11 protein-coding genes and 4 pseudogenes are annotated in these 15,724 nt (G+C 58.1%); 10 read left to right on the top strand and 5 right to left on the bottom strand.

The window, feature by feature from the left end; translation table 11 throughout:
- Positions 1 to 17: 17 nt before the first annotated feature.
- The 6 genes and pseudogenes from dapA to SOPEG_RS30465 all read left to right on the top strand — a co-directional run bounded on the left by dapA (position 18) and on the right by SOPEG_RS30465 (position 6,017).
- Entirely contained in the window at positions 18 to 896 is an 879-nt protein-coding gene (dapA, locus tag SOPEG_RS16305; RefSeq protein ID WP_025246142.1) for a 4-hydroxy-tetrahydrodipicolinate synthase, read from the top strand.
- A gap of 16 nt (positions 897 to 912) precedes the next feature.
- A complete protein-coding gene (gene bamC, locus SOPEG_RS16300) occupies positions 913 to 1,962 on the top strand; it encodes an outer membrane protein assembly factor BamC (protein WP_025246141.1) in 1,050 nt (349 codons plus the stop codon).
- A 68-nt stretch (positions 1,963 to 2,030) separates the two neighbouring features.
- Positions 2,031 to 2,744, top strand: coding sequence for a phosphoribosylaminoimidazolesuccinocarboxamide synthase (gene purC, locus SOPEG_RS16295; RefSeq protein ID WP_025246140.1), 714 nt, complete (start codon positions 2,031 to 2,033; stop codon positions 2,742 to 2,744).
- A gap of 99 nt (positions 2,745 to 2,843) precedes the next feature.
- A pseudogene (gene ypfJ / locus SOPEG_RS16290) lies at positions 2,844 to 3,682 on the top strand (KPN_02809 family neutral zinc metallopeptidase).
- Positions 3,683 to 3,703: 21 nt separating this feature from the next.
- Complete coding sequence (locus SOPEG_RS16285; RefSeq protein ID WP_025246139.1) at positions 3,704 to 4,156, top strand: DUF441 domain-containing protein; 453 nt, start codon at positions 3,704 to 3,706, stop codon at positions 4,154 to 4,156.
- A gap of 7 nt (positions 4,157 to 4,163) precedes the next feature.
- Positions 4,164 to 6,017 (top strand): tRNA(Met) cytidine acetyltransferase TmcA domain-containing protein, encoded by a 1,854-nt coding sequence (locus tag SOPEG_RS30465; protein ID WP_148297112.1) that lies wholly within the window; start codon positions 4,164 to 4,166, stop codon positions 6,015 to 6,017.
- 7 nt (positions 6,018 to 6,024) lie between these two features.
- Here SOPEG_RS30465 and SOPEG_RS25105 read toward each other — a convergent pair whose 3' ends face one another.
- Positions 6,025 to 6,180: a YpfN family protein gene (locus SOPEG_RS25105; protein WP_236851522.1), complete on the bottom strand. Its 156-nt coding sequence runs from the start codon at positions 6,178 to 6,180 to the stop codon at positions 6,025 to 6,027.
- A gap of 171 nt (positions 6,181 to 6,351) precedes the next feature.
- Here SOPEG_RS25105 and istA point away from each other — a divergent pair, with 171 nt between their 5' ends.
- The 3 genes and pseudogenes from istA to SOPEG_RS16265 all read left to right on the top strand — a co-directional run bounded on the left by istA (position 6,352) and on the right by SOPEG_RS16265 (position 10,014).
- Positions 6,352 to 7,902, top strand: a complete 1,551-nt coding sequence (gene istA / locus SOPEG_RS16275; protein WP_081743034.1) for an IS21 family transposase — start codon at positions 6,352 to 6,354, stop codon at positions 7,900 to 7,902.
- A gap of 11 nt (positions 7,903 to 7,913) precedes the next feature.
- Positions 7,914 to 8,663, top strand: a complete 750-nt coding sequence (gene istB / locus SOPEG_RS16270) for an IS21-like element ISSoEn3 family helper ATPase IstB (protein ID WP_025246136.1) — start codon at positions 7,914 to 7,916, stop codon at positions 8,661 to 8,663.
- A 141-nt stretch (positions 8,664 to 8,804) separates the two neighbouring features.
- Positions 8,805 to 10,014: pseudogene (locus SOPEG_RS16265) on the top strand (IS256-like element ISSoEn2 family transposase).
- A 129-nt stretch (positions 10,015 to 10,143) separates the two neighbouring features.
- On the opposite strand, the pseudogene SOPEG_RS16260 reads toward SOPEG_RS16265, so the two are convergent.
- The 3 genes and pseudogenes from SOPEG_RS16260 to SOPEG_RS16250 all read right to left on the bottom strand — a co-directional run bounded on the left by SOPEG_RS16260 (position 10,144) and on the right by SOPEG_RS16250 (position 12,255).
- A pseudogene (locus SOPEG_RS16260) lies at positions 10,144 to 10,746 on the bottom strand (M15 family metallopeptidase).
- Complete coding sequence (gene dapE / locus SOPEG_RS16255) at positions 10,743 to 11,870, bottom strand: succinyl-diaminopimelate desuccinylase (RefSeq protein ID WP_025246135.1); 1,128 nt, start codon at positions 11,868 to 11,870, stop codon at positions 10,743 to 10,745. The pseudogene SOPEG_RS16260 and the gene dapE overlap by 4 nt, the downstream one beginning before the upstream one ends.
- A 1-nt stretch (position 11,871) precedes the next feature.
- Positions 11,872 to 12,255 (bottom strand): ArsC family reductase, encoded by a 384-nt coding sequence (locus SOPEG_RS16250; protein ID WP_025246134.1) that lies wholly within the window; start codon positions 12,253 to 12,255, stop codon positions 11,872 to 11,874.
- A gap of 859 nt (positions 12,256 to 13,114) precedes the next feature.
- On the opposite strand from SOPEG_RS16250, the gene ypfM reads away from it, so the two are divergent.
- Positions 13,115 to 13,201, top strand: a complete 87-nt coding sequence (gene ypfM, locus SOPEG_RS27765; protein WP_148296347.1) for a protein YpfM — start codon at positions 13,115 to 13,117, stop codon at positions 13,199 to 13,201.
- Between the two features lie 472 nt (positions 13,202 to 13,673).
- Here ypfM and SOPEG_RS16245 read toward each other — a convergent pair.
- Positions 13,674 to 15,671: pseudogene (locus tag SOPEG_RS16245) on the bottom strand (efflux RND transporter permease subunit); the annotation flags it as partial.
- Positions 15,672 to 15,724: the final 53 nt, after the last annotated feature.

The raw sequence follows: 15,724 nt of genomic DNA, 5'->3' as shown, positions 1-15,724 counted from the left end.
TTGTGGAGGGATGGTCAATGTTTACGGGAAGCATAGTTGCACTGGTTACTCCGATGGACGAAAAGGGCGCCATCGACCGGGTCAGTCTGAAAAAATTAATCGATTATCATGTCGCCAGCGGCACCGCAGCCATCGTGGCCGTGGGAACGACCGGCGAAACGTCTACCCTGAGCCATGAAGAGCATGGCGATGTGGTGATGTGGACCCTTGAGCTCAGCGACGGGCGCGTTCCCGTCATCGCGGGCACCGGTGCCAACTCTACCTCCGAGGCCGTATCGCTGACTCGCCGCTTCAACGACAGCGGCGTCGTGGGATGCCTCAGCGTCACGCCCTACTACAACCGTCCGAGTCAGGAAGGGTTGTTCCAGCACTTTAAAGCCATTGCCGAAAGCAGCGATTTGCCGCAGATCCTGTACAATGTGCCGGCGCGCACCGGCTGCGATATGCTGCCGCCGACCGTCGCCCGCCTGGCGGAAATCAAAAATATTATCGGTATTAAGGAAGCGACGGGGAACTTAAGCCGCGTTAGCCAGATCCAAGAGCTGGTCAATGCCGATTTCCTGCTGCTAAGCGGCGGCGACGCCAGCGCATTGGACTTCATGCAACTCGGCGGCAAAGGGGTGATTTCCGTGACGGCGAACGTGGCCGCGAAGGAAATGGCGCAGCTTTGCGCGCTGGCGGCCGACGGCAATTACGCTGATGCGCGCCGTCTGAATCAGCGCCTGATGCCGCTGCATCAGAAATTATTCTTTGAACCCAGCCCCATACCGGTTAAATGGGCTTGTAAAGCATTGGGATTAATGGCGACCGATACCCTGCGCCTGCCGATGACGCCCCTGACCGAGGCGGGCAGCCGCGTGGTGAGACAGGCGTTAACGGATGCGGGTTTGCTGTAACTCTTAGGGAGATTTAATGGCTTATTCAATGCAAAAGTCGCGGGTAGCGAAAGGGGTAGGCGTCACGCTTATTGTGCTGCTCGCGGCCTGTACCAGCGATCAGCGCTATAAACGTCAGGTAAACGGCAATGAAGAGTACCTGAAAGCACCGTCGATGCACGCGCTTTCCAGTCCTTCCGGTATGATTCTGCCCCTGCAGAACGGCGACGATGAGATTTCCGCCGTCACGCGCAACGGCGCCGTGGGCAAAGGGCTGGACATCCGTCCCCCCGCGCAGCCGCTGGCGTTGCTGAACGGTTCCCGCTCGCAATATTCCGGCAACAGCGCCGTTATCCAGCTGGAGAACAGCGCGCAAAGTCGCGATCTGTGGTCGCAGGTAGCGGCGGTAGTGCAAAGCAAGGGCTATCCCATCGCCTCACGTCAGGACGCGCAGCAGAGCTTGAATACCGATTGGATCCTCTGGAGCCGCGCGGATGAAGACGAACAGTACTGCGGCCGTTACCAGATAAGCCTGGCGACGCAGGGCTATCAGACTTCGCTGCAGGTGACCTCTCTTGGTCTGCGGCAGCAGGATAAGCCGGTGACCAACCCCGCGCTGGTGCAGCACTATACCGTCGAGATGCTCAACAGCGTCGCGAGCGGGCTTCAACAGCTTAACGACGAGCGCGTCAACCGTATCGCTCAGGGCGAAACCGCCGATCTGAGCGTGCAAAGCGGCGCCGACGAAAACGGGCTGCCGCTGCTGGTGGTGCGCTCGCCATACAATGCCGTGTGGACCCATCTGCCGGCGGCGCTCTCGCGTATCGGCATGAAGGTCAAGGACAGCAGCCGCCCGCTCGGTACCGTCTCGGTGACCTATGACGCCCCGGGCAGCGGTACCTGGGACGATTTAGGCGCCAAAGATCCGGATTTGCGCAACGGCGACTATAAACTGCAGGTCGGCGACCTCGGCAACCGCAGCACGCTGCAGTTCACCGACCCGAAAGGACATACCCTGACCCAGTCGCAAAACGACGCGCTGGTGGCGGTGTTCCAGGCGGCATTCAGCCAGTCATCTACCCGTTAATCAACAGGGGGCCTCGGCCCCCTTTTTTACCTGTATTACAGCGTCATCTGCCACTGGAGTATGTAAAAATGCAAAAGTTAGCTGAGTTGTATCGCGGCAAAGCGAAAACGGTCTATACCACCGAGGATCCGGATTTGCTGATCCTGACCTTCCGCAACGATACGTCAGCGCTGGACGGTCAACGTATCGAGCAATTCGAGCGCAAGGGCATGATCAACAATAAGTTCAATTATTTCATCATGACCAAATTGGCCGAGGCCGGCATTCCGACCCAGATCGTGCGCCTGCTTTCCGATAATGAAGTGCTGGTGAAAAAACTCGCGATGGTGCCCGTGGAATGCGTGGTGCGCAACCGCGCCGCCGGTTCGCTGGTGAAGCGCTTGGACGTGGAAGAAGGGCTGGTGTTGAATCCGCCGCTGTTTGATCTGTTTTTGAAAAACGACGCCATGCACGATCCGATGATAAACGACTCCTATTGCACCACCTTCGGCTGGGTCAGTGAACACCACCTGGCGCGCATGAAGCAATTGACCTATCAGGCCAACGATGTGCTGAGCAAAATTTTTGACGATGCCGGGCTTATTCTGGTGGACTTCAAGCTGGAATTCGGCCTATTCAACGGCGAAATTGTGCTGGGGGATGAGTTTTCCCCTGACGGCAGCCGTTTATGGGACAAAAACACGCTGGATAAAATGGATAAAGACCGCTTCCGTCAGAGCCTGGGCGGCGTCATCGAAGCATATGAGGAAGTCGCCAAGCGTATCGGCGTGTCGTTGGACTAACCGCGCAATCGTTTACCTGGCGCCGCGGCGGCCTGCCGTTTGTCCGGGATTATATGCTATCCTCATTATTTTATGAAAATAGTTTAAATGGGGATGACGATGCGTTGGCAAGGCGGTCGCGAAAGCAATAATGTGGAAGACAGGCGCGGGCAGTCATCCGGTCTCGGCGGCGGCGGGTTCAGGCTGCCGATTCGCGGTAAGGGCGGTATCGTACTGCTGATTGTGGTGGTGGTGGCGGGCTATTGTGGCGTTGATCTCACGCCGCTGCTTACCGGCGGCCAGTCAAGTTCGCCGGCGACCTCGCAAACGCGCGTCAGCGCCAATGACGATGAAGCGGCCAAGTTTACCGCGGTTATACCGAAGATACCTGGCAGCAGATTTTCCAGCAGATGGGCAAGACCTATCAACCGCCGAAGCTGGTGATGTATCGCGACGCGACGCGTACCGGCCAGTCGGTGATGGGGCCGTTCTATTGCCCGACGGACAGTACGGTGTATATCGACTTATCGTTTTATGACGATATGAAAAATAAACTCGGCGCCGGCGGCGATTTCGCCCAAGGTTATGTTGTCGCTCACGAAGTGGGGCATCACGTCCAAAAACTGCTCGGCATAGAAAGTCAGGTACGACAACTTCAACAGGGCGCGCCGGAAAAAACCGCGAATCAGCTGTCGGTGAAGCTGGAGCTACAGGCGGACTGTTTCGCCGGCGTATGGGGCCACAGCATGCAGCAGCGGTAGATTCTGGATGAACAAGATCCCCAGGAAGCGCTGAATGCCGCGCAGGCTATCGGCGACGACCGTTTGCAGCAGCGCGGACAAGGCAGAGTCGTGCCGGACAGTTTTACCCATGGCACCTCCCAGCAGCGTTATAGCTGGTTTAAACGCGGATTCGACAGCGGCGATATCAAGCAGTGTGATACGTTCGCCAGTCGCTAAATTATTGTTCAGGGACAGTGTATGAATTTTTCCGATCCGACGCTGCTGATCCTGCTGGGTCTGGCGGCGCTTGGTATTATTAGCCACAACAACACCGTGACGGTGGCGATCCTGGTGTTATTAATTATTCGCCTTACGCCGATGGAACAGTATTTTCCCTGGGTGGAAAAGCAGGGATTGACCATCGGTATTATTATTCTCACCATCGGCGTACTGGCGCCCGTCGCCAGCGGCACGCTGTCCGCGTCTACCGTGCTGCATTCCTTTTTGCACTGGAAATCGCTGCTGGCGATTGTGATTGGCGTGGTAGTGTCCTGGCTGGGCGGCCGCGGCGTTTCATTAATGTCCAGCCAGCCCTCCGTGGTCATCGGGTTGCTGGTGGGCACGGTGCTCGGTGTCGCGCTGTTTCGCGGCGTGCCGGTGGGGCCGCTGATAACCGCGGGGTTGCTGTCTCTGCTTGTGGGCAAAACCTGAGGTGACGGTGTCGCGGCTGTCCTGGCTGGCCAGCGTGCATCATGAAACGGCGGCGATGCGGCGTGCCGGCGTGCGGCGCTTGTTGGTCATAAGCGGCGAGCCCGGCTGGTGCTCTCGGCAGGCTGCGGCGCTCTGCGATGCCCTGGCAGGAGATTGGCTGTGGGTGGGTGAGCAAAGCGAACGCGGTGTTGGCTGCCGCCCGGCGGCGCTGAAGACCCTGCTCGGTCGCGAGTGCTTGCATGCGGTATTCGACGCCCGCCAGGCGCTGTCGGTGGATGCGCTAGCGGCGCTGGCCGGCACGTTGGTGGCCGGCAGCTGGCTGGTGCTGCTGGTGCCACCCTGGTCGCGCTGGCCTCGTTTGCCCGACGGCGATTCGCTGCGCTGGAGTGAACAGCCGCAGCCGATCGCCACACCGTCTTTTACCCGCTATTTTCGTGCTTCGCTGTTGGCGGACCCGGCGGTGGTGGTGCTGCGCCAGAACCGCGCGCCGCAGCTCACGCCCCTCCCGTCCTGCCCGCCGTGGCAGGCGCCCGTCCCCGGCCGGCCCACCGCCGATCAGCGCCGGCTATTGCGCCGGTTGACGCAGGTCGAGCCCGGCATCTATATCATGATTGCGCCGCGCGGACGCGGCAAATCGGCGCTGGCCGGGATGTTCGCCCATAAACTGGCCGATGCCTGCTGTATCACCGCTCCCGCCAAAGCCGCCGTGGACGTTCTGCGGCGTTACGCGGGGCCCGACGCCCCTTTTTTTGCCCCCGATGCGCTGCTGGCCCGCTGTCGAGAGGGGGTAAGGGCGCGCTGGCTACTGGTAGACGAGGCCGCCGCGCTGCCGTTACCGCTGCTGCGTCAACTGATGGGGTATTTTTCCCGTGTGCTGTTGACCACGACCGTCGCGGGGTATGAAGGCACCGGGCGCGGTTTTTTGCTGAAGTTTTGCGATGAGTTGCCGCGCTGGCATCCGCTGGTCCTCGATGCGCCGCTGCGCTGGCCGATAAACGATCCGCTGGAGCGCTGGCTGACGCAGACATTGTTGCTGGAGGATGCTGATGCGCGGATCATTGCCGCCGAACCTGCGCCGCCGGACACGGATCGCGTCGCCGCCCGCGTAGCGGCTCCGAATGGCGCCATGGGGTCAACACCGCCTGCCGTCGCTGTGGCATCGGAACCCTCGTCTGCCGGCAGCGCTACATCTGTCGTCCGCACGGGATCCCGGGCGGTGTCACGGGAGAAAACGTCTCCACTTAGGACCATGGACGGCCGGTGCGCGGTGCGATGGCGCATCGACAGAGTAGGGGCGCTGACGTGGCGGCGCCAGCCTGCGGCGCGGCAGGCGTTTTACCGGTTGCTTACCCGCGCCCATTACCGCACTTCCCTCATCGACCTGCGCCGTTTAATGGACGCGCCCGGAATGTCGTTTTTTACCGCCCATCAGCACGATGAAATGATGGGGGGGTTATGGCTGGTGGAGGAAGGGGGATTAACGCCGCGCCTGGCGCATGCTGTCTGGGCAGGCTATCGCCGGCCGTCTGGGAGTCTGGTGGCGCAGTCGCTGGCGGCGCACGGGAATGTGTGGCGGGCGCCGCGGCTGCGCTCCCGTCGCATCAGCCGTATCGCCGTGGCGCCGGAAGCCTGCCGCAGCGCGCTTATTCGCCTCATCAGCCACAGCACGCTGCCGCTGCCGGCGCTGCGCCTGTGGCTAACGCAGCCGCTGCCGGACGAGGCGCTGGCAGTGCATTTGGCGCTCAGCGGGAAAAAAGCGCTGTGGCGACGCTGGCGGCAGGAAACGGCGGCGGCAATGACGGCGGTAGACGCGCGCTTAACGCGCCGCTGGCGATGTTTTAGCCAGCAGCCGGCGCGCTAAGGGAAGGTTATTTCTTTTTCGGCCAGTCGTCTTCCTCGTCCCATTGCGCGTTGTTGTCCCGGTGCGGTGGCAACTCGGGACGATTTTTCAGGTAGCTGGTCGCATCCACCCGGCGCAGCGCTTTCACGCCGCCTATCAACATGCCTGTCAGAACTAATAACACTACTGCTGGTTCCGGTCACATCCGATCACTGATTCCGATTTCACCCGATCACTAATTCTGATTTCATCCGATCACTGATTCCAGTCGCCCGATCAGCGATTCCGATTCTGTCCGATCGCTCATCTTCTGTTCCGCCATACTCTGGAGACTTTTAGCTTCCGGGGGCATGGCATGGCACGTAAAAAGAAGAAAGCGAGAACGGAAATGTGCATCTATATTAATGTCTTACGTATAAAATTCGAGCAGAGTCGCTCGAATCGCACTATCGCAGCAGCGCTCGGCATAGGCTGTACTACCGTGCACGATATCCTCGGCCGATTTACGGTAGCTAACCTGGTCTGGCCATTGCCGGCGGAACTGTCCCCCGTCGACCTCGACCGCCTGCTCTATCCCGGCAAATCCGGAAAAGTTATCAATACCTTACCCAGCTGGCTTGATATCGATACCGAGTTAAGCCGCAAGGGCATGACCAAGCAGCTGCTCTGGATGGAATATCAGTCCGCCGTGGGCGGTGATGCCCTCGGTTACTCACAGTTTTGTGCACTGTTCCGTGACTGGAAAAAGAAGCAGCGGCGTTCCATGCGCATGGAGCACAAGGCTGGCGAAAAGCTCTTCATCGACTTCTGTGGCCCCATCGTACCTATCGTCAACCCTGCGACCGGTAGCGTACGCCAGGTCGCTATCTTCGTCGCTGCCATGGGCGTGTCAGGCTATGCGTATATCGAAGCCTGCGAAGGCCAGGACATGGCATCGTGGCTCAACGCCAATAGCCGCTGCCTGCACTTCATGGGTGGGGTTCCGGAGCTGATGATACCTGATAATCTGCGCAGCGCTGTCAGCACCCCTGACCGCTATGAGCCGGTCATAAACCAGAGCTACCAGGCGCTGGCAAATCACTATGAAACAGTGGTGCTACCGGCGCGCCCGAAAAAACCGAAAGACAAGGCGAAGGCAGAATCAACTGTGCAGCTGGTAGAACGCTGGGTTTTGGCCCGGTTGCGTAAACGTAGGTTCTACTCGCTGGCCGAACTCAACCAGGTGATACAAGAACTCAATCATGAGTTGAATCTGCGCCCGATGCGTCATTACGGCGGACAAAGTCGCCTTGAACGCTTCGAGCAGCTGGACAAACCGGCTCTTGGGCCTCTACCGCCCACACAATGGGAATACAGTGAGTATCTCGTTGCCCGAGTGGGACCTGATTACCACATAGACTACGGCAAAAACTGGTACTCGGTGCCGCATCCGCTGGTTGGCGAGCGCGTTGACGTCATCGCCACCCAACGGCTGGTGCAAATCCACCATAAGGGCGTCTGCGTGGCTACGCACCCTCGCAGCGATAATGCCTATAGGCACATGACTCAGGCGGCGCACATGCCGGCTAACCATAAGGGGCAGAGTCAGTGGACGCCGGAAAGGCTGTGCAGTTGGGCGCTGTCGGTGGGTGTGTGCACACTGAAAGTGGTCGAGTCCATCCAAAAGAGCAAAGCCCATCCGGAGCAGGCTTACCGCTCCGTGCTGGGGCTACTCAATCTGCAACGGCGCTATGAGACGACGCGACTGGAGAAGGCCTGCGCGCTGGCGTTGGAGAAAGGGTGCATTAACCGCTCTTTCATAGCCAACGTATTGAAACACGGTCGTGAAAGTGAGGTCACCCAGGACGGAGCCGGCGTATCAATGCTGGTTCACGAAAACCTCCGAGGTCCGGACAGTTATCACTAAGGAGAATAAATATGGATACACTGTTAATGGCTCTGCGAGAGCTGAAGTTGTCGGCAATGGTCCAGGCGTTGGAGACGCAACGCGAACTCCCGGGGAGTTATGGGGAGCTGGGGTTCGAGGAGCGGTTGTCGCTGATGGTAGAAGCGGAAAATTTGCATAGAAAAAACAACCACATATGCCGTATGCGATGGCAATCGCAAATGCGCTTGCAGGCAAAACCGGAAGATATCCGTTATATCCCTAGCCGAGGAGTGACACCGGAACAGATGCGAGATCTGCTAGGGGGACAATATCTGAAATATCAGAAAAGCATACTCATCACGGGGCCGACAGGTACGGGCAAAACCTGGCTCAGTTGTGCGCTTGGTGAGCAGGCATGCCGGCAGCAATATAGCGTGCGTTACTGGCGAGTGGGTCGGTTGCTGGCCCATCTTCACCAGTGTCAGGTAGACGGGACCTATCTAAAACAGCTTAAGCAGTTAGAAAAAATAGAGTTACTGATCTTGGACGACGTGGGCCTAGAATCAATAAGTCCGATGCAGGCAACGATGCTGTTGGAGGTGATGGAAGATCGTTACGACAAAAGCAGCAGCATCCTGATCAGTCAACTGCCGGTGAAAAAATGGTATGGACTGATAGAAAACCCCACGACAGCTGACGCGTTACTCGATCGGTTAGTACACCCCAGCTATAGACTGGAACTTAAAGGCGAATTACTACGCAAAGAGCAAGGAGTAGCCAGCACAGGAAAAATAGACTAAACCCGAGTCAGAAGATGAGCGAACACGTGATCGAATATCACTGGAATGGGTGATCGGAAAATATCGGAAGAGCCTGTTTAGAAATTTGTGTATTTGCCTGATTTTGATATGTTCAATCCAACATCAAAAACAGGTTAATTTATGGACGAAAAACAGTTGCAGGCTCTGGCTAACGAACTGGCCAAAAATCTCAAAACCCCTGAAGATCTCAGTCACTTCGATCGGCTGCTGAAAAAAATCAGCGTCGAAGCAGCTCTCAATGCCGAAATGACCCATCACCTCGGCTACGATAAAAATCAGCCTAAACCGGGGACCAACGCCCGCAACGGCTATTCCACAAAAACCGTTACCACTGGCGATGGCCCGCTGGCGCTGCGTACTCCGCGCGATCGTGACGGTTCCTTTGAACCGCAACTGGTGAAGAAGAACCAGACCCGGATTACCGGGATGGATAACCAGATTTTATCGTTGTACGCCAAAGGGATGACCACCCGCGAGATCGCCGCCGCGTTCAAAGAGCTGTATGACGCCGATGTCTCACCGGCGCTGGTCTCAAAGGTCACCTATGCGGTCATGGAGCAGGTTGTTGAATGGCAAAACCGGCCTCTGGATGCAGTCTATCCCATTGTTTATCTTGACTGTATCGTTCTAAAAGTCCGGCAGGACAGCCGTATCATCAACAAATCTGTGTTCCTGGCGCTGGGCATCAACATCGAAGGCCAGAAAGAGTTGCTAGGTATGTGGCTGGCCGAAAATGAAGGCGCAAAGTTCTGGCTGAACGTGCTGACAGAGCTGAAAAACCGCGGCCTGAACGATATCCTTATCGCCTGCGTAGACGGGCTGAAAGGTTTCCCTGACGCTATTAACGCGGTGTATCCGGAGGCGCGGCTCCAGCTGTGTATCGTGCATATGGTGCGCAACAGCCTGCGGTTCGTCTCCTGGAAGGACTACAAGGCCGTCACCCGCGACCTGAAAGCTATCTATCAGGCCCCTACGGAAGAAGCCGGCTTGCAGGCGCTGGAAGCGTTCTCCAGTGCCTGGGACATCCGCTACCCGCAAAGTAAGTCGAAGCTGGCAGGCAAACTGGGCCAATCTGGCCACGTTCTTTGCCTACCCAACGGACATCCGCAAGGTGATCTACACGACCAACGCCATCGAGTCGTTAAACAGCGTGATCCGGCATGCCATCAAAAAGCGCAAGGTGTTCCCGACCGACGACGCAGTGAAAAAGGTGGTGTGGCTGGCGATACAGGCGGCCTCACAGAAATGGACAATGCCTTTGAGGGACTGGCGCATGGCAATGAGCCGCTTTATTATCGAGTTCGGTGACCGCCTGGACGGTCACTTCTGAGAAAAGGCATTTACACAGAATCGTGTACAGGGTCTATCGGAATAACTGATCGGATGTCGCCGGAACAGCTGATCGGATACGTTGGAATCTGCAACTACCCATCAATAACCCTCTAACCATCCCATAGACTTACTCCTTATCGATATTATCAATGTAGCGCTGGAAGATATCGTCCAGCCGCGGCGCCAGCCACGCACTGCCCGCCACGTCCTGGCCTTGCCAGGCCTCCACCGCCACGCCGCCGCGATCGCGCGCATAGGGGCGGTAGAAGCCGTATTCGCCCAGATGCCGGTCAAGCCAGCGGGTGAGCGAGGCGAAACAGCCGCCGGGCAAATACTCCTCGGGCGTAAGCTGTAATTGCGCGCCGGGGGGCAATAAATCGGGATCAAAGATATCCAGATCGGTATCCCAGTGGTGGCGGCTGGCGCCCGGCAACGCCGACCAGCGCAGGATGGCCTCGCAGCGTGGCCCTGTTGCCAAACTCAGCGCCTCCAGCGGCCGGCTAAAGTGATCCAATAATGGCCGCTGACCGTGAAATTTGTCATTCTAGATGCGCAATTGGTGTTCAAAGTCACGAAAACTGCTGGCCGGGCGCAGGGAGAACCTCGCTTGTGTCGCCGCTTGCTGCAACCGCGCGAAAGCCGTCGCAGCAAGCGGCTGTAGTCGATGACCCGTTTCCAGCGGGATCAAATGCCGGTCGGTGCGGCCGGTAACCGCCAGGGCATCCATCATAGAACCAATTGTTCCATGATGCGCTGGTACATCCGGCTCAACAGTTGCAAATCGGCTGCGCTTACGCACTCGTTGACTTTATGAATGGTGGCGTTGACCGGGCCGAGCTCCACCACCTGTGCGCCCATGCGGGCGATGAACCGGCCATCGGAGGTGCCGCCGGTGGTTTCCAGGCGCGGCGTTAACTCCTGATAGTGTTCCACCGCGCGCACCGCCGCGTCCACCAGCTCGCCGCGCGCGGTCAGGAACGGCTGGCCGGATAGCGACCAGTCAATGCGATAGCGCAGCCCATGTTGCTGCATCAATGCTTCTACCCGCTGACGAATGGTGGCGTCAGAGAGCTCGGTACTGAAACGAAAATTGAATTGCACCTGTAACTCGCCGGGAATGACATTGTTGCTGCCGGTACCGGCATGAATATTGGCGATTTGCATCGTCGTGGGCGGGAAAAATTCATTGCCCTCGTCCCACCGGGTTGCCACCAGTTCCTTCAGCGCGCCCATCGCGCGATGCACGGGGTTCTCCGCCAGATGCGGATAGGCGACATGACCCTGTACGCCCTGCACCACCATATTGGCGGTGAGCGAGCCGCGCCGGCCGTTTTTGATGATATCACCGACCTGACGGCTGCTGGACGGCTCGCCCACCAGGCAATAGTCCAGCCGTTCCTGACGGGCCATCAACACTTCCACCACTTTGACCGTGCCGTCGCGCGCGTCGGCTTCCTCATCGGAGGTGATCAGAAACGCCAGCCGGCCCTGATGATGCGGATGTTGAGCGACAAACCGTTCGGCGGCGACCACCATGGCGGCCAGCGATCCTTTCATATCCGCCGCGCCGCGGCCGTAGAGCAGGCTGTCATGTAACGTCGGCTCGAACGGCGGGTTATCCCAATGTTGTGTCTCGCCGGTCGGCACCACATCGGTATGGCCGGCGAAGGCCAGGGTGGGGCCCTCGCCGCGCCAGGCCCAGATGTTAAGGGTGTCGCCGAACGGCATCGGTTCAATGGTGAAACCCAGCGCCCGCAGGCGCGCCGCTATGATCGCCTGGCAGCCGGCGTCATCAGGGCTTAAGGAGGGGCGTTTAATTAATTGCTGCGCGAGTTCCAATATGGGACAAGACATGTCAGACCTCGCTGGTGGTAAGCTGCTGATAATCTTGCGAAGAGAACCCCAGCAGCAGACGGCCATCCGCCATTTGCAACAGGGGACGCTTGATGATGGCCGGTTGGCTGAGCATCAGCGCCGCCGCGCCGCGCGCGTTGCCGGCCTCCGCGCGCTGTTGGTCGCTGAGTTTGCGCCAGGTGGTGCCGCGGGTGTTAAGCAGCGGTTGCCAACCCAGGCGGTCGATGAAGCGCTGCAAAAGGATGGCGTCAAGGCCATCGCCGCGGTAATCGTGAAAGCGGTAGGGCACCTGCTGTTCGTCGAGCCAGCGGCGGGCTTTTTTTACCGTATCGCAGTTTTTGATGCCATACAGCGTGGCGATGGGGTGCTGTAAATCGTTGGACATACCTAAAGCTACCTTAAGCGGGAAAGGAGGCGCCTGACGGCTCTCTCTAACGGCCGACCAGGGCAACACAAAGCTCCATGATGAGGGAAAAAGAGCGCGGGATCCAGCGTCGTGGCACGCTTGTGCGGTGGGCGTCGGGGCGAAGGTTGCCCCGCAGGTGCCGCGGCCGGTTGACGGGATAACGACGGGACAGGGCGGCTGTTAGCGTACGATGGCCGGGGCTGTCGATTGCCCATCATGCCCATGGCCGGGGTAATGGCTGGCGTGTTGAGTGTTTTACCCAAGCGATAGCTGGCTAAAGCCGCTGGGTTGCAAAAGTGGCTATGGGTATGGCTGGCATCACGCTGCGGTTAACGATCAACCATTACTAGTTTAAATAATATAAATATATAATAGATTTAATCATTACTATAATGCCCGACACGTACCCGGCGTCTATTACTCCAAAGGGGGCCTGCGATGAATTGAGCAAAATGATGAGAGTGGCTTATGAATAATCGCCGTCGGCGCTGGCCCGGATAAACGCCGGGCTGAAGCGTTGGCGTGGCGGCTCAAATCCTGGCGGATTCTGCCGCATCCGCGCTGCCGCGCAGGTGACAACTGACATCCGTTCGACGCACGAACGGCGGCGCGCCCAAGGCATTAATATCCTCGGTCAACAAGTGTTAATACAATTAACAGATATCTTATTAAATACATGTCATCTATTTTACTTTCACTGAATATAGGAACATAGCGCCCGGTTTTGGTGCCGATTCATTTCTATTTCCGTGTCATGGATCTTATTTTTAGTGCGCTTGAGGGTGTTATTAACGATCGTCAATCGGTATAATGCTACCAGAATTAAAATGAGGTGGTTATGTTAGATAAAGAATTAGGCAATTGGAAAGATTTTATAGAAGCGATGCTCCGCAACCAGCAGCAGCCTGTGCCGGTAAGCGCTTAAGAATAACGGAGATGTTGAAGAGGCAGTGGCCGATTGAATTTTGTCATCCCCTAGCAGCCTGTAGGCATTGATGTCCCCCGGTCGTCCTGCACCGGTTCAGTTGCCCGTATTATAGGGTAGGTATCCGCTTCTCTGCATTTAATTCGCGACGTTGCCACGTTTGCCAGATTAATCCAGGGCCTGCTTTTCGTTCGCCAGCGGTATGCGTTCGCGCGCCATGAGGGCTAGGCGGTCCATGGCGTGATAGCAACTCATACCTAATAGCCGATTGAGCGTCATGAGCAGGGCGATGATCTGGATTGTACCCAGTGGCGCTGGGCGATACTCCCACGTTGTTATTCGAGGTGCCGGCGGCAATTCTGGCGCCCGCCACCGCCCTTCACCGCCGCGCCGGGAATGACTCCGTCACGTAAAGCCTGACTTTGGCCCGGCGTTTAGCGCGCAGCGCCAGCATTCAAGCCTGTCGCGGATGTTACGGGTGTGGCTCGGTATCCGTGCTATCAACGGCGGTCGTCGACACGGCCGGCGGGGTGCCGGGCGTCAACGGGAAACGCCGCCTGATTAACACGTAAAACAGCGGGATAAAAAAGATCGCCAGGAAAGTGGCGCTAAGCATACCGCCGATGACGCCGGTACCCACCGCATGCTGGCTGGCGGAGCCGGCTCCCTGGCTGCTGGCCATCGGGAATACGCCGAAAACGAACGCCAGCGACGTCATCACTATCGGCCGTAAACGCATGCGCGCCGCCTCAAGGGTCGCCTCCATCAGCGCCATGCCGCGCGTATGCAGCTCATTGGCGAACTCAAGAATCAGAATAGCGTTCTTGGCCGATAGGCCGATGACCGTTAATAGCCCCACTTGGAAATAAACGTCATTGTCCAGGCCGCGGAACCAGGTCGCCACCCGCGCGCCCAGCACGCCCAATGGAACCACCAGCATGACCGAGAAGGGGATTGACCAGCTTTCGTACAGCGCCGCCAGACAAAGGAACACCACCAGCAGCGAGATGGCGTACAGCGCCGGCGCTTGGGCGCCCTGAAACCGCTCTTGATAAGACATGGCGGTCCATTCCAACCCAAGTACGCCAGGCAATTGGCGCATCAGTTTCTCCATCTCGTCCATTGCGGCGCCGCTGCTGACGCCCGGGGCCGCCTCGCCGACGATCTCAAGCGACGCATAACCGTTGTAGCGTTCCAAACGTGGCGCACCGTATTCCCAGCGCGAACTGGAAAAGGCCGAGAAGGGAACCATACTGCCGCTGCTGTTACGGACATACCAGCGATAGATATCCTGCGGCAGCATGCGATATTTTGCCGTTGCCTGAACATACACGCGCTTGACCCGCCCGCGATCGAGGAAGTCATTAACGTAACTGGAGCCCCAGGCGGTTTGCAGCGTATCGTTGATATCATCCACCGACACCCCGAGCGCCTGCGCCTTGCGCTGATCAATATCGATCTGCAACTGCGGGCTATCATCCAGGCCGTTATGCCGGACACGGGTTAGTAACGGGGAATTTGTTGCGGCCGATAACAGTTGGTCCCGGGCCGCCATCAGTGCGTCATGGCCGATGCCGCTATGATCCTCCAGCATCAAATCAAAGCCGGCGGCATTGCCTAATCCCGAGATGGCCGCCGGGTTGTTGGCCAGCACCTTCGCCTCGGGGATCTTGTTAAAGGCTTTAGTCGCGCATTCGATAATGGCAAAGGATGAGCGGTCGGCGCTCGCGCGGTCCTCCCAGTTTTTCAGCCGGATGAACAGGCGCGCCACGTTCTGGCCGTTGCCGCCGGGACCGGCGCCCACCGTGGAAAATACCGACAGCACATTATCCTTTTCCTGGGTCATGAAATAGTTCTCGACCTTCTCAACCACTTTTAATGTCTGTTGTTGGGTGGAGCCGACCGGCAATTGCATTTGCGCCATAAATACGCCGCGATCTTCGTCGGGCAAAAACGAGGTGGGCAAATGGATAAACATCCATGCCATGACGCCAATCAGCAGCGCATAAAGCAGCAACCAGCGGGTAGCGCGCTGTATCACGCCGGCCACGCCGCGCTTATAGCGCAAGGCGCTTTGGTTGAAACAGCGGTTGAACCAGCCGAAAAAGCCGCGTCGGCTGTGATGCTGACCGGCGGGCAGGGGTTTAAGCAGCGTGGCGCACAAGGCGGGCGTTAGGATCATCGCCACCAATACCGACAGCACCATCGCCGCCACGATAGTCACGGAAAACTGGCGATAAATGGCGCCGGTGGTGCCGCCGAAAAACGCCATCGGCACAAACACCGCCGAAAGCACCATTGCGATGCCCACCAGCGCGCCCTGAATCTGGCCCATGGATTTGCGTGTCGCCTCGCGCGGCGACAGCCCTTCCTCGCTCATCACCCGTTCGACGTTCTCCACCACGACGATGGCATCGTCCACCAAAAGGCCGATAGCCAGCACCATGGCGAACATGGTGAGGGTATTAATAGGCTTTGTTGAATAAATCGAACTTTTAGGTGACTGGCGGCTCTGATCACTAC

The sequence above is a fragment of the Candidatus Sodalis pierantonius str. SOPE genome, assembly GCF_000517405.1.
Classification (GTDB): Bacteria; Pseudomonadota; Gammaproteobacteria; order Enterobacterales; family Enterobacteriaceae; genus Sodalis_C; species Sodalis_C pierantonii.
This window is presented reverse-complemented; position numbering and strand designations above follow the sequence as displayed.